General features: G+C 59.6%; 15 protein-coding genes and 1 pseudogene. 11 read left to right on the top strand and 5 right to left on the bottom strand.

What is annotated here, in order from left to right:
- Positions 1-2: 2 nt before the first annotated feature.
- The gene (locus VGN68_RS14235) at positions 3-3,743 is read left to right on the top strand and encodes a conjugal transfer protein TraG N-terminal domain-containing protein (protein WP_062900423.1); all 3,741 of its coding nucleotides are present in this window, start codon (positions 3-5) and stop codon (positions 3,741-3,743) included.
- Here the strand turns inward: VGN68_RS14235 and VGN68_RS14230 are convergent.
- A complete protein-coding gene (locus tag VGN68_RS14230; RefSeq protein ID WP_232014686.1) occupies positions 3,740-4,261 on the bottom strand; it encodes a hypothetical protein in 522 nt (173 codons plus the stop codon). The genes VGN68_RS14235 and VGN68_RS14230 overlap by 4 nt on opposite strands.
- Before the next feature lie 173 nt (positions 4,262-4,434).
- On the bottom strand, positions 4,435-4,833 hold the full coding sequence (locus VGN68_RS14225; RefSeq protein ID WP_082665249.1) for a MarR family winged helix-turn-helix transcriptional regulator: 399 nt from the start codon (positions 4,831-4,833) through the stop codon (positions 4,435-4,437).
- 225 nt (positions 4,834-5,058) lie between these two features.
- Between VGN68_RS14225 and VGN68_RS14220 the strand changes: the two genes are divergently transcribed.
- The 3 genes and pseudogenes from VGN68_RS14220 to VGN68_RS14210 all read left to right on the top strand — a co-directional run bounded on the left by VGN68_RS14220 (position 5,059) and on the right by VGN68_RS14210 (position 6,229).
- On the top strand, positions 5,059-5,298 hold the full coding sequence (locus VGN68_RS14220; protein ID WP_058804239.1) for a ribbon-helix-helix domain-containing protein: 240 nt from the start codon (positions 5,059-5,061) through the stop codon (positions 5,296-5,298).
- A gap of 3 nt (positions 5,299-5,301) precedes the next feature.
- Positions 5,302-5,730 carry a putative toxin-antitoxin system toxin component, PIN family gene (locus tag VGN68_RS14215; protein WP_062900424.1) on the top strand — a complete coding sequence of 143 codons (429 nt, stop codon included), beginning with the start codon at positions 5,302-5,304 and terminating at the stop codon, positions 5,728-5,730.
- A 118-nt stretch (positions 5,731-5,848) separates the two neighbouring features.
- Positions 5,849-6,229, top strand: a pseudogene (locus VGN68_RS14210) (PRC-barrel domain-containing protein).
- A gap of 143 nt (positions 6,230-6,372) precedes the next feature.
- On the opposite strand, the gene VGN68_RS14205 reads toward VGN68_RS14210, so the two are convergent.
- Positions 6,373-6,561: a hypothetical protein gene (locus VGN68_RS14205; protein WP_160328055.1), complete on the bottom strand. Its 189-nt coding sequence runs from the start codon at positions 6,559-6,561 to the stop codon at positions 6,373-6,375.
- A 255-nt stretch (positions 6,562-6,816) separates the two neighbouring features.
- On the opposite strand from VGN68_RS14205, the gene VGN68_RS20550 reads away from it, so the two are divergent.
- The 7 genes from VGN68_RS20550 (at position 6,817) to VGN68_RS14175 (ending at position 11,683) form a co-directional block, all read left to right on the top strand.
- The gene (locus VGN68_RS20550; protein WP_058804235.1) at positions 6,817-7,320 is read left to right on the top strand and encodes a helix-turn-helix domain-containing protein; all 504 of its coding nucleotides are present in this window, start codon (positions 6,817-6,819) and stop codon (positions 7,318-7,320) included.
- Complete coding sequence (locus VGN68_RS14200; RefSeq protein ID WP_152998810.1) at positions 7,205-7,657, top strand: hypothetical protein; 453 nt, start codon at positions 7,205-7,207, stop codon at positions 7,655-7,657. Before VGN68_RS20550 ends, VGN68_RS14200 begins: the two co-directional genes overlap by 116 nt.
- A gap of 18 nt (positions 7,658-7,675) precedes the next feature.
- A complete protein-coding gene (locus VGN68_RS14195) occupies positions 7,676-8,170 on the top strand; it encodes a hypothetical protein (protein ID WP_136173716.1) in 495 nt (164 codons plus the stop codon).
- 157 nt (positions 8,171-8,327) lie between these two features.
- Positions 8,328-8,924, top strand: a complete 597-nt coding sequence (locus VGN68_RS14190; protein ID WP_160328053.1) for a GntR family transcriptional regulator — start codon at positions 8,328-8,330, stop codon at positions 8,922-8,924.
- A 138-nt stretch (positions 8,925-9,062) separates the two neighbouring features.
- Positions 9,063-9,200, top strand: a complete 138-nt coding sequence (locus VGN68_RS14185) for a hypothetical protein (protein WP_160328052.1) — start codon at positions 9,063-9,065, stop codon at positions 9,198-9,200.
- 60 nt (positions 9,201-9,260) lie between these two features.
- Entirely contained in the window at positions 9,261-9,908 is a 648-nt protein-coding gene (locus VGN68_RS14180) for a lasso peptide biosynthesis B2 protein (RefSeq protein ID WP_168707801.1), read from the top strand.
- A complete protein-coding gene (locus VGN68_RS14175; RefSeq protein ID WP_082819775.1) occupies positions 9,905-11,683 on the top strand; it encodes an asparagine synthase C-terminal domain-containing protein in 1,779 nt (592 codons plus the stop codon). Before VGN68_RS14180 ends, VGN68_RS14175 begins: the two co-directional genes overlap by 4 nt.
- Here the strand turns inward: VGN68_RS14175 and VGN68_RS14170 are convergent.
- Both VGN68_RS14170 and VGN68_RS14165 read right to left on the bottom strand, forming a co-directional pair.
- Complete coding sequence (locus tag VGN68_RS14170; protein ID WP_062900428.1) at positions 11,661-13,541, bottom strand: Atxe2 family lasso peptide isopeptidase; 1,881 nt, start codon at positions 13,539-13,541, stop codon at positions 11,661-11,663. The genes VGN68_RS14175 and VGN68_RS14170 overlap by 23 nt on opposite strands.
- Before the next feature lie 245 nt (positions 13,542-13,786).
- Positions 13,787-16,357 (bottom strand): TonB-dependent receptor, encoded by a 2,571-nt coding sequence (locus tag VGN68_RS14165; RefSeq protein WP_082665244.1) that lies wholly within the window; start codon positions 16,355-16,357, stop codon positions 13,787-13,789.
- Positions 16,358-16,365 lie beyond the last annotated feature (8 nt).

The raw sequence follows: 16,365 nt of genomic DNA, 5'->3' as shown, positions 1-16,365 counted from the left end.
CGATGTGCTCCCGATTCCTTTCCGCGCTGATCGCCGCCCTCGCCGCCACCGTGCCGACCGCTGCGCTAGCGCTCGAAACCAGCTTCCACACCTATGACGGGTTCAACGAGACCGTCGACGCGTTCCGGCTCGTCTCGATGATCTTTGCCGATCCGCGCTACGAAACGCTGGTGCTCATCGTCGCGGTCGCCGGGATCGCGCTCGGCGCGCTACTCGCGAGCGTGCGCGGCAACGGCATGGGGATCGTCGCTTTCGGCTTTCAGACGCTCGTCGGCATCGGGCTTTTCGTCGGCATGGTTGCGACCACGGGCACCGTCCATGTCTACGACCGGGTCCGCAACGCCTATCAGCCCGTTGGCGACGTCCCGAACCTGATCGTTCTCGTCGCGGGCGTCACCAATATGATGGAGCGGGCGATCGCCGAGACGATCGACGATAATACGATCGACCCCAATGCCAAGCTCGAGTTCGGTGCGGGTGGTCACAGCTTTGACTTGTTCCTGAACGCTGTTAGCCCGCGAGGGCCGATGACCGACACCTTCCTCGATGCAACGATCAAGGATTATGTCCGGCAATGCTATCCCGTCGCGCGCGTCTCTCCCGCCTATGGCATCGACGACGATCAACTCTTTCGTACCACGAACGATCTTCCCGCGGCTTTTGCCGCGATGTCTGGGCCGGCGACCTTCAGCACCGTCTTCACTGCCACCGACAAGGGCGGAACAACGGTGAGCTGCACCGAGACTTGGACGCATATCTCGGACCGGCTTTCCGATCCGTCGCTGTTCCACGGTTACAGTCAACAGGTCTGCGAGCGCACCGGCTATGACGTCTCGAACGCGGCTCAGCTCCAGCGCTGCCGGTCGAACCTCGGAGCGCTCGGTGACAAGATGCTCGCGACGCCGCTGACGCTCCAGCAGCTGATGACGAACATCAACCTCGGCAACGCCGTCGGCGACGTGCTGTTCGAAGATAGCCCTGCGACCGCCGCGCGCGTCATGGCGAACCGTGCCGTCGTCTCGAGCGGTCTCGCCACCATGTCGACGGCGAACGAATGGATGCCGACGATCCGCGCCACTGTCTTCGGCATCATGCTGTTCATGATGCCGATCGCGCTGCTCTTCATCCTGACCCCGATCAACCTGCGCGTCGCGAGCTTCGCGCTTGGCCTCTTCGTCTTCGTCGCCATGTGGGGCGTGATCGATGCCGGAATCTACCAGCTCACGCTCGGCCGCGCGATGGACGTGCTTGCCGAGATGCGCTCGAACCATGTCGCGGCGAACGCCTGGATGCTGGCGCCAGGTTCGGCGATGAAGGCGCTCGCAATCTTCGGAAGCTTTCGCACCGCGGCCGCCGGGCTGGCCGGCGCCTTTGTCTTCACCGTGTTCCGCTTCTCGGGCAATGTGTTCACCTCCTTCACCAGCGGCGCGCTCGGCGTGCAGGGCCAGGGCACCGCGGCCGCCACCCCGATCATGACGCATGAAGGCCGCGCGCAGGCGCTCGAGGCGCAGGCCTCGGCGACCGGCACGACCGCACGGCGCAGTGCGGCGTCGAGCTTCGGCGACTTCGGAGAGCGGTCTACCTTCGGTACCAATCGCGCCTTCGGCGCCGCAGGTGGCTATCTCAGCGATCGCACGCCTGGCGCGCCGGGAGCGACCGGCTTCGGGCTCGGCGTCACGGACGCCGCACGCGAGCTCGGGGGGCTCGCCCCTGCCCTCGTCGGCCGCGACCTCACTCATCCCGCGACGGCCGCAGCGGTGCGCGCCAATGCGACGACGTCGGCGATCCACAATTTCGCCGAGAAGGACGCGCTACGTAGTCTCGGCACGAGCTATTTTGGGCCGGGCCAGGCGGGCGAACGCGCCTTCGCCGGCTTCGCGCAGAACATGGTGCAGTGGAAAGCCTTCGGCGATACGCGCGCCTACGACATGATGATGCGGGGCGCGCAGCGGCATTTCGAGCGCAATGGCTATGATCAGAAAGACGCTGCGCTGAAGGCCTCGACCGTGATCGCGCAGGCATCGGCCGACCCGACCTTCGCGAAGTTGATCGCCAACACGTACGACCAGGAGGCAATGCTGCGGAACGATCTCACGGCTGCGCAGGTCAACGTCGGCGCTATGGAAGGCCGACGCGACTATGCGGGCGACAATGTCGCGGGGATCGAACGCCGCAACGTCGCGACCGAGCAGGCGTGGCGCACCGGGAACAACGAGGGGCAGCGCAATTCCGCGTCGATGCTCGGCCTCTCCATCGACGAAACCTCGCGCCGCATCGGCTTCATCAACACCCTCTCGGGCGAGGCGCGCTCGTCGGCGATTACCTCCCTCTCCCGCGCGACGGGCCGCAATGAGGCGCAGGTCATGCGTGCGCTGGAAACCTATAACGCCTCGGTCCAGCTCGGCACCGCCGACGGCGCGACCGCCGAGGCGGCACGCGAAGGCACGAGCGTCTATGGCCGCACGCGCGAGGCCGCTGGTTACGATTTTGCCGAGCGCTCGGGCAAGCTCGATGCCCAGCGCGAAGTCGGCCACGATGGCGTGCGCGGCGCCGCGCGCATCGGCGAGCAGCGACGGCAGAGCGATAATTTCGGGTTTGCGGAAGGTGCGGCGGCTGCCGGCGTATCGACGCGCGAGGCGGCCCGGCTCGACGCCTTCATCCAGGCACTGAGCCGCACGGCGGGCAACCAGGTCGACATGGCCGAGGGTGGCGCGGCCGGAATTGCCGATCGTGCGCGCAACGAGCGGCTGACGCGGATCGTGGACAATGAGCGGTTGACACGCATGCAGGGGCTGCTGCGCAGCGAGGGCATCAACATGACCAAGCGCGAGCTCGCCATGGCGCAGAATGGCGATCTCAATCTCAATGTCTCGCCCGACGTCGCGCGGCAGCTCCGCGCCGCAGGCCTCATCAACGACAGCCAATATGGCACGATCGCCGAGGGAGGCCGCGCCCGGTTCAGCTTCGCGGACAACGACCTGCTCGTGTCGAGCAGCACCGGGTTCACGCAGTCCGCACGCAGCGACACCAGCACCAAATATGAGGCCGGCAAGCAAGCCGGACCCGATACCATCGAAAACATGCTAAGCAGCGGACCCGAGGGTCAGGCGATGATGGCGAACTGGCTGCGCGGTGGCTTCGAAATGGACCGCAACGGCGAGTGGCGGCTCAATCCGCAGGTTGCGGATACGCTTCAACGCGACGTGTCGGCGATCATGGCCCAGACGGGATGGCAGCGGGCTATATCTCGCTCGGCGCAAGACCAAATCTCAATGGGAACTGCGGTTGGCGGCAATGTCGGCGCAAGTGCCCAAAGCAGTGACTATGCGTCGCGTGGTGGTCCGGCCAAGGGTAAGGAACGATCACAGACAGCAACGTCAGGGAGCGTCGGCGGGAGCTTGGGATATAGCAGCAGCGACATGGGCACGAGTAACGAGACAGCTCGGGCCTCGCTCGATATCGTAAACTATGATGTACGCGAGGCGATATCCGCCGCAGAGCGGGCGGCTGCGCGCTCTGCAAACCCTGAAATGACATTTACGAGCGAGCTGAACCGTCAGGTGCTTGGCCCCGAGGGGCTGCGAAATCGCTACCTTGGGCAAGCCGATTCCGCACGTGGAACCGCCGATATTACTGGACCGATGACGTCGCTCGAACAATCCTCGATCTTGAGCAGTGGCCGATTTTCGACCGACCTAGCAAATGGTCCATTCGACGGAGATAGCAGCTACAAGAAGCGCTAATCTCGACGTCCAGGGTGCTGAAGGCTGAGTGGGTTGCCGATATATAGTCCGCCGGAGCGCGGATCATAGATGTCGACCGACCAATGAGGTCGCCCAAGACGCTCCCAGTGCTCGTCCTCCATCCTCATCTGCTCGAGTTCGCCGATTTCCTCGTCCGAGAGAGGCTCGCCAGATAGCGGCCTGTCGAGCCAAGCTTTGACGAACCCGAAACCAAGCACCAGTAGTGCCGTCGGCGGAAAGAACAGCATGTTGAGATAGCCTGCGAGAGCGCTGGTGTAGAACTCCGCCAGTGCCGGGACCTTCAGCGAGGCCACCGCGCCTGTCCAGTAGACCGGGATCGCCGCCCACCAGAGCTTCGCGTACCAAGGCTTCCAGAGCCAATTGCGCGCAACGGGCGGCCGCGCGGTCTCGGCTGTTGATACGTTGGAAGGTTGGCTCGCCTGCATGGGTTTCCTCGGTCGGCAGCCTATCAGAAGATGCCGATTGAAGGAATCGAAAGAGTTTCCGGAAATGGACATATTGCCTTCCCTGATCCGGTGAGCATCCAGCCATCTCCTGTTCCCATTTGCAACTTCACACCAACGTCAGCTTCCCTCCTCCTCCCTTGGACTTGAGGCCGGATTCCCCGTCCCTCGCTTAGGTATGATAGATTGTGTTCTGGACGATCGAGAACGCGGCGGCCAATCAGATTCTATCGGAGCGGCACATTCGCCCGGGACTTCGCATAGTCGTCTAGAATGCACCGCAGGGTCGCTCGACCGCGAGCGGTCAGGGCGATGTTCGTTCGGCGCCCGTCGTGAGGATCGCGCTCGCGAGCCACAAGTTTCCGCGATTCCATCTCAGTTGTCTGCCGCGTCGCCGTCGGAACCGAAACGCCACTCGCATATCCTAGGCTTGAAACCGGCAGCCCTTTACCGACCGTATCCGCGACATAGAGTTCCAGTAGCATGATCCAGCCCGCATGGCTCCAGTCTTGCTTCTTGAGGTACCGCGCAATGATCTGCCGTTCGACAAGTAGTTCACGGCAAAGGCCAAGTCGTCGAGCTTCGACATCGAACGGTGGATCATCTTGTTCGATCCGCGTCGCCATGCGTCCGTTTGCGCCTCGCGTCAGTTTGACGTGGAGAGCCGGAACGTCCGGCGCCGAGGTGGATGCTGCGATCTATTGTGTTCCGTGCAGAGGCTCGAAAATCGGGTAGGCTAAAATCGAGCCCCCCTGTGGTAAAGTCGATCCAGCGCATATGTCGGAATCGAATCTTGGCGTAAAAGATGGTCAGCGCTTATCCGCATAGGCGTCCATGAGGAGTTTTTGATTATGGGTGGTGCGACGCGCTGGACCGTCAATGTCGCGCCCGAAACCGACATTGATGTCCGCACATACCTAGCTCAGCGCGGAATGAAAAAGGGCGACCTATCGCGCTTCATTGAAGAGTCCGTGAAATGGCGCCTGCTCGATCTTACGCTCGCCGAGGCCCGCGCCGGTTTCGATGACGTCTCGCCGGAAGAGATGAGCCAGTTGATCGATGAAGCGATTGCGGATGCGCGTCGGAACTGATCAATGCGCGTTGTCATCGACACCAATGTGCTTGTCAGCGCCCTTTTGCACGGGCGGTCGCTTCCCTTTCACCTGATTGCCTTGTGGTGCCAAGGCAAGATCACCTTAATCACCTCTGCTGAACAGCTAGAGGAAATTCGGCGCGGTACGCGCTATCCCAAACTGCGGGCTCGCTTGAATCCAGCCGTTGTCGGCAGACTCGTCAATGAACTCAAGGGCAGCGCCATTGTTATAGAGAATCTGCCCGACGTGTCCGTCAGCCCGGATCCCTGGGACAACTATCTTCTGGCGACGATTGAGGCCGGGATGGCCGAACTTTTGATCACCGGCGATAAGGCCGACTTGTTGAGTCTCGGGCGCCACGGCGGGGCGCGGATTATCACGGTTCGGGAATGCCTGAGGCTGATCACAGGAACCGAGCCTGATATCTAGCGCCTCGTCGGCGCCAGAGCCGGCGTCCCTTCAGCCGAGACGACTCCATCTCATCGGCCGAAACTGTGAGAGCACGGCAAAGGGCCGCTTTGACTTCATCGACGCAGAGCCCGTGACGATGCCGAGTTCGCTATCGCTCGCGTGGTCGACTGGGGAGCCTAAGGAAACTCGGCGCAAGCAGAGGCGCTGGGCGATTGCGAAGCGCCAGGCGGGACTCGACCGCGACCGCGACCGCGAGAAGCTCGGACCGATCTACAATTTCATGGTCACCAAGCGCTAAGGTCGCGTCGAATATGCGGTCCTCCAGTTCGGCGGTCTATTCGGTCTTGGCAGCGACTATTATCCGCTGCCCTGGGACGTCCTGACTTACGACACCGAACAGGGCGGCTATGTCGTCGATCTCGACAAGAAGGTTCTCGAACAGGCGCCGCGCTATGGCGCCGATAGCAAGCCGACCTTTGATCACGACTATGGTCGCGGGATCAATTATCCGTTCTAGTTTCCGGCGCAGGATTCGGATGCGAGGTAACCGCATCGGAGGGCTGCCTCATCGGCGCGGACTGTCCCTGCGCGGCAGCACGAGCGGCAATCCGCCGACCGCCTGCCGCCGGCGATGCATATCATCTGCGACCGCATCAATGATCACGACGAAATGCTGCGGTCGATCGCACGGATGGATTTCACGGTCGCGCCGGGCCGCGGTGACGGGGCGAAGAATGGCGGCGGCCCCGATCCGCGCGATCCGACATGGGCGCCGCGCGGGCGCACATCGGCGTCACGGCCGTTCGGACGACCCCCGAACAAGATGAAATCCTCCGTATCCGCAGCCATGATTTTCACTAACCGGACCTTATCGCAGAGCACCCATACGAGATACTCGGTGAAGAAAAGCAAATCGTTGCCAAGGGTTGCCTGAAAATTCCGGTCCGCCTACTCCCGTGTTAAGTTGAAATTCAGAGAGAGTCGGGAACCGGCTCTGTTGACGGAATGCACGGGGAGCCGCTTGCAGAATCCGTCGGAAAGCAATGCTCGGGTCGAGAAAAAGAGGTGCTGTTTTAGATAGCGTAAGGGACTTGCCGTCCATTGATGGCAAGCAGCGCGCACTTGTCTGCTAGTGATGTAAAAGAGCCGAGCATCGCTCTCTGCGAACGCTTGGCCCCGCGCCAACGCGAGTGCCTCCGCCATGTCTATCGGCTCAAGACCTCCAAGGAAATCGCCCTCGAATTGGGTCTGGGCGTCGGCACCGTCGACACTTACATCAGCGAGGCTGTCGCCATTTTGCGCGCCCGCAATCGCCGGCACGCAGCGGAACTTTTCCACGCCTTCGAAGACGCCGCGATGACCCCCCGCAAAATGCAGTTGGAGAATACGGGGGTAGGCACCGGCCAGGCCGATGAGCCACCGGAGAAGGCGGAACCACCGCCCACCTCCTGGGTCAGGTTGCTTCCTCTACGAACCATGGGAGTATCTGCAAATGACCTCGACCCGTACCTCCGTTACTTCTGGCTCGTCTTCCTTGCGATCGCGCTTGCAGTCGGCTTCGGCATGCTCGCCGTCGGACTCGACGTCCTCTCCCGGCTTCTCGGATAGAAGGTCCGACGATGAAGAGCGCATCAAGCATCTGACCGAATCGCTGTTCGGCTACGAAAAACTGCTGCAGCAGATTTTCGCGGAAGGCGGGCGGCTCGCCACTGCGGCAATCGACGCGCAGACGCACCAAAATCTTTCGCCGCTGGTCGGACATCAGATATTGTCGGCCCTGACCAACGCGCAGCTCTCGGTTACCGGAGCGCTCGGTTACATGGCCGAAGGTCATCGACAGCTTGAAGTGCTGGCACAAAAGCTGGGCATTGATCCTGAAGCTTTCGGGGATGTCGTCAAGCGCCCAAGCGCGCGCGGCGCGACGCCCCTTGAATTGGCCGCCTGACCAAGGGGGCCGCTGCTCGTGATCGTCATTGTGGCATTCATGATCCTGCTCTTCCTCGTCTCTGCCTATGCGCAGTGGCGAGGCGGAGCCCCGGAAAGGACTGCGTCGATCTGCATGGTCATCGCCACGATGGGAACTTTTTGGGCCGGACTAAGCAATCCATCCTATCGCGACGTCGAATGGGAAATGTTACTTATCGATTTCGGGCTCCTGCTGGCGCTTTCGGCAATCGCCGGGGCGGCAGACAGATTCTGGCCGATCTGGCTGGCAGCCTTTCAGTTGGTTGCGGTCGCGGCACACGGCGTCACGGCATACAATCCCGAGATCTTGCCCGTCGCCTATTGGTGGATCGTAGGTAAGATCGCCTATCCAATGGTCGCAATCCTCGCCATTGGGACACGGCGACATCACCGCAGGACACGTGACGGGCTCCAGGAATATGCTTGGACTCATCAGCGACATCGCGCCGCATCTTCGCGCGCGAAGACGATCACACCCGCCCCGCGTTCCTGACTGATTCGTCGCATCGTCGCCGACGCGCGAACCGTGGAGGGGCTCTGTGGCGACCATTCCACGCCGGGATTGACCACAATGCTCAGTCCGAGACTCCACTAAGCATCGGTCATGTCCGCGACTGGCGCACGGGCGCTCGAACTCGGAGTGTATGAAGATGAGCGCAGATCACGGGCTTAGCCAAAGAGCCTACACCAGCCTTAAACTCGATCTCATTGAAGGTCGTATCGCGTCTGGGCGAATCAATATCGGACAACTAGCTGATCGATATGGAATGAGCGCGACTCCGGTCCGCGAGGCGATGTTGCGGCTCGTCGGCGAAGCTTTACTCGACATGCCGGTAACTGGCGGATTTGAAATACCGTCGCTCGACGAGAATGCGGCTCGCCACCTCTATATTCTGAGCCAATATGTAATGCTCACAGCCGCCTCGTGCCGGAGCAGTCTCCTTGTTTCCCATGACTTTAATCAACAGGACGAGCTCGGCGCGCCGCCGCCGATTGAACTACTCTTCGACTCGATCTCCCAGGTGACCCAGAACGTCTTTTTCATGCATTTGGTCCGGAATCTCAACGATCGAATGCGTCGGATCCGGCGCGCCGAAGAGCGTAAATTGAGCGGTTTGCGCCGCGAATTCGATGCTTTGCTCGGGAAGATTGAACGCGGAAACAGGCAGTCAATCAGGCGATCGGTAGTCGCATATCATCGACGCCGTATCCGTAATCTTCCTGAAATCATGAGTGGACTTACCTAGGGCGGCCTCAAGAATGCCGATACCGGGGTTCGCCCCTTCCATATATAGCTTCAGATTCAGAACATATATGTTTGGATATATCCTCTGAAACTGGGATTCTTTCGGTGTCGCATTTGTGCGGCGGGAAAGGAGACTATCATGGACAAGGAACCGAACTATCGCGACGCTGAACTGATCGACCTCGGCACCGTCACCGAAGAGACCCACGGGTCGAACGAAAACATCGCGCCGGACGGTGTGCAGCCGCGCCAGCCGCTCGGCATCGTCGTCGACTGATCAATGGCCGGCCGGGAATGGATAAATTCCCGGCCGGCTTTTTCCGCCAAGGCGTCACTCATGCTTCCTTCGTGGGTTTCGAGCTGCGAAATCGATGGTCAGGTCGTCTTTCTGGATGTCCTCGCAAATCGATATTCACGCTTGGAAAAGGAGGCTGCGTCTGCCCTCGGAAGAGGAGACGTTGATTCACTGCAACCGAGCCTTCGGCGCCTGATTGAGGATCGCCACTGGTTGAACTCCAATGCGGAAGGAGCCCGTAGTTCCTGCTGCGCAATTACTCGCCCAGCTCGTGAACATTCCGCGGAATTCGATATGCGTTCGCCATCCGGCCGGCAAATTGCATCGGCATTCAGATCTCTCGCCAGCGCACGATTCACCATTGCACTGCGCGGATTCGATGAATTGCTGTGGTGGGTGCAACGCAATAACATGATCGCCCAGACAGAAGGCCCTCCGGCGTCAAACCGCAGCGGTCTGATATCAGCATTCGAATATGTAGAACGGTTTGCGATCAGGAGGGATCGCTGCCTGCTCCGTTCAATCGGCCTTCAGCATCTTTTGGCCCAAAACGGGTATGAGAGCACACTGGTTTTCGGTGTTCGGCTTCATCCATTCGAAGCCCATTGCTGGCTTCAGGATGATGACCTCATCCTCAACGATACGATCGAAATGGTCGGCCCCTTCGAACCTATCAGAGCAGTGCGATGATCGGCAGATTCTTAGCCGTCAGCTCGCCGACCCAGGTCCCATGCGCCCTCGACCTACATTTGGATGAAATAGCTCATCAGTCGGGGCTGAGCGTGACCCATCGTGACGAACGCCTTGTTGTCTATTCCGACAGCGGGTTGGAAATCAACCACCTCACCGATGGCACTGGCGTCGTCGTTGGCGACGTCTTCTGCCGGCATGTCCCGTCGCGCGCATTTGGAAAGAACATCGACGAAGGGGCGCGTGTCACGGCGGCGTATCGAGGCGGCCATTTGAACAATGAATATTGGGGTTCCTATATCGTCCTGGCCAGTTTGCCCAACGGCGTGATCACCTGCGAACGATCCCCATTCTGTAGCATCAATGCCTATTACATAGTCGAGGGCGGAGTCCTCGTTGTTGCCTCGGACACAAGGCTATTGCTGGAAATGGCAAGGCGCCCGCCGTCGATAAACTGGGAATCAGTCGCCAGACATCTGATTTGGGATAATCTCAGCATGTCATCCACATGCCTCTCCGGAGTTTCCGAGATCAGGTGTGGAGAATCGATCAAGTTTGAAGCCCCACGGGCGCTTGAGGCCAGTTTTCACTGGGACCCTTGGAAGTTCACCAATCCCGACGTCCTGATCACCGATCCAGATGAAGCCATGGAACTTGTTCGCCGGGAAATTCTTCGCTGCATCGGAGCGCAGATGCCGCGCGGACGGTTTTACGCCCTCGATCTTTCAGGGGGCTTGGATTCGTCGATAATCGCGGCGGGGTCCGCCACTGCTGGGCGTGAAATTCACGCGATCACGATGTTCAGCGAAGGAAACGATGGGGACGAGAGGAATTTTGCAAGAAGCGTAGCCAGCCACTTACATATCTCCCTGGACGAGGGTGCGCCTGATCATCGAAGACCAGATCTTCTTCATTCGGCGCGGCCGCACTTGCCCCGACCCCACTCGCGGTCCTTTGTTCAAGAAACCGATCGCATCTCCCTCGAAATGGCAACGGACCGGTCGATCGACACATTTGTCAACGGTCAGGGCGGCGACGCCGTATTCTGCCATCTGCAGAGTTCCGGACCCGCGGCGGACACCCTTCGAGCGAAAGGTCCGAGTCCAAATTTTGCACGAACCGTCTTTGAGGTGGCGCGTGCAAATCAGTGCAACGCGTGGGATCTCGGCTGGAAGGCGATCAGGAAGGGATGGAAAGGCAAGCACCACGCCAACTGGCGCGCGAATGATGCATTTCTTTCCAAAGATCTTCCATCCAATGAATCGCCACCTGGGCTGCCGTGGCCTCCGCCAAAAAACCGACCGCTTCCCGGAAAGGTTGAACATGTTCATGGACTATACAACAGCTGCTATAACATGAATGGTTATCGGCGCTCCGATTTGATGAAGGGGATATTTCCCCTATTGTCGCAGCCCCTTGTCGAGACTTGCCTACGCATACCGACTTGGCTTTGGGTCGGCCGGGGGCGAAGTCGTTACATAGCCCGCCGAGCCATGGAGCGGGATCTTCCCGCCAAAGTCGCATGGCGGATCTCAAAAGGAGGCCTCGGCCAGTTTCAATTGCAGATGCTGCGCGAGCGACGAGTTCTCATTCGCGAAATGCTGATGGACGGACTACTCAGCGGCGCGGGTATTCTTGATCGCAGCATGATCGAACAGCAGCTGAAGGACGACCTGACATTTGGCGTGAATGATATGGGACGAATTCTCCGCCTGTGCGACGTCGAGGCTTGGTGCAGAGCATCGCCGCAAGTCACCTTGAACACCGCGCCTTAGGCAATCGCCGCCAGTCGTCGAGTTCCATGAGCGTTCGTCTGAAAACGGCCTGACGATGAACCGGCTGCCATTTCACATGATACTCATCGGGGAAAATGAACATTGTCACATCACGGCCGAATTGCCGCAGCGCCCGAAGGGAGGCAGTGGCCAGGCGCGCTTCCCGATCCGCGCTCTGAATTATAATCTTCGCGCACACGCGGCTTGCGTTCATCGCGAGACTGACGCGCTTCCAACTCGATTTGTGCTGTTCCCAAGGCAGTGGATATTCATTCGTGCGCAAAATGCTCGCATAGGCTTCCCCAACACCGGTCTCCAAAATGCTCGGGTCTTCACAGCATGAGCTAATGAGCGCCAGCGAGAATATATCGGCATGGATTAGCGCATATGTCGCGGTGGACGCGCCATCGCTGAGTCCCGTGATCGCGATATGGTCGGCATCGATCGGGTGCGTGTCAGCCGCCAGCTTGATTCCGCGCATAAGAGAATCGTGAACGCTCGCACGATCGGTCCACGCGTTCGCGATGTGCTGTCGGGATACCGATCGGCCGGCGCGAGACATCGCGGTCCGGTAGTCGAGCGGACGGTCAAAACTCAGGACGGCAAAGCCTTTCGCCGCGATAGCCTGAATCGGATATTCGTCGCCAGTTCCGCCTCTGAGAAAGCCGCGACTGCTGTACTGCACGACAACAAGTGGCAAACGCTCATCGTGCCGAGCGTCCGGTGGAAGCACGAGATCGCCAAACGTTTCGATTCCATATTTGTTGGTCCAACGCAGGCGGGTCACTGTTCCGAGCCTGCGCGCGATCCATTCGGGGTTGAGCTCGATAAGTTGATGGATTTTTCCCGACCTCAGATCGATTTCAACGATGTCGCGGGGTTGAAGAGAAGCTTCTCGGGCGCAAACCAAAAGGAGTTGAAAATCACATCCGCGGATCGCGTCGTCTGTTGTGAGGATATTCGTCAGCTTGTTCTCACCCAGAGCCCATCGATAAATGCCGGTTCGCGCTGCGGCGAACCCTTCTCGGCGCATGAAGACAATTTCGTCGGCTCCCGGAACCGTCCATGCCGCTGCGACGCGGGCGCATTCCTTAAATTGGCAAACTATATTTTTGTCGCCGACCCTCGCCGCGAGTTGTCGATGGTCGATGATCGCAACAGCGGCGCCTTTGCGCGTCGGAGCGCGGCCTGCCTCCTCCGCCATTCTATCCTGCTGTGATGCACTGCCGGACCCACCGAACGTATCGGCCTCTCCGATCATGACAAAACGTTCGACTTCCGCAGGTGTCTCGCGTGGATATGGCGTGAGCTCGGCAAGCGGCCAAAATCGCTCGTCGAATTGGAAACCGCTTCGCCCCTCGGTTTGCAGTCGTTCTATGGCAGCGGCGTGATTTTCCCGTTGTCGATAGCGCAACTGCGATGCGTCATCTGACCAGGCGAAGTCGGCGACGTCGAAACGCCCGTCAGAGATACTTCTCGTGCCACCTTCGGACAGCGCGGTCACGAAAAGTCGCGTGATTCCTTCTTCTCGTTTCAGGAAGGCCAGCCACTTGCCATCTTTTGACCATTTCGGCGTCAAAGGTTCCGGAGTGCCGGTGGGGAAGCCCTCGAGACCGTAGAGCGTAATCGTCCGGCGCACGTAGTCGCCGCCCATGTCGACAATGCGCGGCGCAGTTCGAACATTGCCGAGATCATAAATCAGCAGGGCTTGGCAGTAGCTGTTGGAGACGGGGTCCGCCTGTCGAAGCTGGATTGCCAGATATCTTCCGTCGGGCGACACAGCAAAGCCGCCCGGGTCTGCCTCAGACGCATCCATCTTTCCGAAATCGCGGAGGCGAATGATATCATCCGCCTCCACACTTCGTGCTATCGATTGCGATGCGACCGGAGGAACTATCGTCGGACATGACGGGCTTGTGTCCCTCGCTGATTGCAAGTCGACGCCGGTCGCATTCGTAGCCACAACTTGCAGAGCGGGCGCCGTCGGTGGCAGCGGCGCAGCTTGTGAGAAAGCCGCACCCGGCAGCGCTGCGGTAGTAAGGAAAATTAACGTGAACGCGCGGTTCGCCGATCGCCGCGCGATGCATTCCATGACGAGGGCCATTAGAAAGACTGCGATAGCGACAACGCGACAAAGCGCCCCATTGGGGAATAATTGGTCGAGTCATAGGGTTCCGTGAAGGGTGCCGGCGCCAAATAGGGGGGCCGCTTGTCGAACAGATTCTCGACGCTGAGACCGATACGGAAACCGTTCGGAAAGCCGCCGGAAGTGGACGTTCGATAGCTGAGCGAAAGATCGACGGTAAACATTGATCGCCCGTCAATCGGGAGCGCCGCACGACGATCTTCGACGCCTCCAATATAGTTGAAATAGACGAATGCTTCGGCGGAATTCCCTTCCCAACCGACACTGGCGCGCGATCGAAAATGGGGTGGGTTCCAGATCGTTCCGGCAAGGTCAAAATAGGGGAAAGCTGATCCGTTCTTCTGGCGGCTGCGAAGCCAACTGCCATTCAACGCTGTGACCAGCGCGCCGTCGTGCAGATCCAGGCGATAGGACAAATTGACATCCACGCCCTCGATTTTTTGCGCCGCGACATTCATATTTCTGTTGTCGATGAGGTACAGGACCGACGCCGGGTCGTAGGCCCCGGCGGTATAATTGAGGAAGCCGCCGGACGCGCCATTGATGGCTGCCTGGAGCGCCACTTCGCTGGGATTCAGTGTGACATAGTTCGCATAATTCGGACTGAGTGCTTCGGGGTAAAACCCGATTGGAGTGCGAACACGGTCGATATATTTCACCCGGAAGTAGGACAGGTCCGCGTTAAGCCCCGGCAACGACTTGGGGTGAAAGGCGACCGTCGCAGTCCAGGTTGTGGCTCGCTCCGGCCGCAATGATGTGGAACCGCCATCAAGATAGAGGGCTGATTCATCTGGTGCAGCGTCGCTCCTCCCAAAATATGTCAGCGGAAGGAGGTACGCATATTGCGTCTGATAAATGGACGCGAGGGTGGGAGCTTTGAACGAACGCCCCCAGGAGAATTTCAGGTCGACGGCATTATTTGGGCTGTAAATCAGGCCGATCTTCGGCGTTGTGACGCTACCGCTATAATTGTACCGGTCGTAGCGGCCGGCTACCGAGATCGTCAGTGCCTTTGCGAATGCCGTTTCGTTCAGCCCTGAAATGACCGGGATCTGGATTTCGCCGAATGCGTAGGTATCGCTCTGATCCCCTCCAGTTGTGACGAATTGATCTCCGTTCGCCGACGATCTCCCGTGAACGCGATAGCGATTTTTCCGGTAGCCGGCGCCCAGCACCGCCCGCACATCCCCTGCGGGCAACGACAGCGCTGAGCCTTCCAGATAGGCTTCAACGGCGTGGAGCGAATGGCAGTAACAAAAGTCTTCGCGGAGGAATACGGTGCCGTTCGATGACGACGCGGTTTGGCGCCGATTCCGACTTCTCGCATAGGTGCTCGCGACCGAAAGCGACCAGTTGTCATCGACGGGGATGGTCAGAGACGGGCTGATCGAAAGCGAGCGATCGGTCGTATGGGAGACGCTAAGGATGTTATTCGTGTTGTAGCTCCCGTCCATGGCCCGATCCACGAAGGTAGCGTCGAGACTGAAGCGCACATCATCGAACAGGCTTTGTGACCCGCTTACGAGCGCGGAGTGCACGCGCTGCCCTTTGATCAGCGGATAAGGTTCCGGGAGATAGTTGGTATAGTCCCGATCCTCTGCATCCACCTCCTCATTTCGGCGAAAACCATATGCGACGAGCAGGTTACCGCTCTGCCACTGCTTGCCAGCCACGATCTGATAAAGCTGCGAAGTGCCGCCTCCATCGGTTGCCGTGCCGACGCGCGCGTTAGCGGTAACGCCGTCAAAGGAACGCCGCAAAATGACGTTCACGACGCCAGCCACCGCATCGGAACCATAAAGCGCCGATGAGCCGTCAGGAATGATTTCGACGCGCTCGATGGCTTCAGTCGGGATACCGGAAATATCGATGCCCTGCGCCGAACCCCCAAAAGACAATCTGTGACCGTTCAGAAGGGTGAGCGTTGCATCGGCTCCGAGGCCGCGCAAGTTGACGGCGGAACCTCCGGTCACATTATCGTTAGTATTTGCACCAGAGCGAGCGCCCTTCCCGACCCCCGGGTTTTGGCCCCCGCCGAAATTTTGCGGGATCGATCTCACGGCTTCGCCAAGATCACCAAACCCGGCTCGCTGAATATCGCCGCGATCAATTCTGATCTCGGGCGATGCAAGTCGCGCGCCTTTGATGCGCGATCCCGTAACGGTGATCTCCTGCTCGGCTGTCTCGACTTGGTCCGGAGAACGCGGTGTACCGGCCCGGCCGATTATAATCGCACTTTTCGTATTTCGGACGACCAGACCGGATCCCTCGATCAGACGCCTGACGGCTTCCTCAGGAGTGAAGTTTCCCGCCAACCGCGGCGCCTTTCGCTGTCGGACGTCTTCATTGTCGAAGACGATGTTTGTGCCGGAAATTCGGCGCACTGTATTCAGCGCGGAAGACAGATCCTGGGCAGGAAGATCATAGCTGGCGGTGATGGCGGACTCAGCAGCGATCGCTGAAGCAACCGGCACAAAGCTGGTGGTCGCGGCGAGCACGAAGCCCGCCACGCTGTAACGAAATTGCATGGACTCTC

The sequence above is a fragment of the Sphingopyxis sp. genome (genome assembly GCF_035998965.1).
Classification (GTDB): domain Bacteria; phylum Pseudomonadota; class Alphaproteobacteria; order Sphingomonadales; family Sphingomonadaceae; genus Sphingopyxis.
Note: the sequence above shows the minus strand (reverse complement) of the source record. Positions and strands in the feature narration are given on the sequence as shown.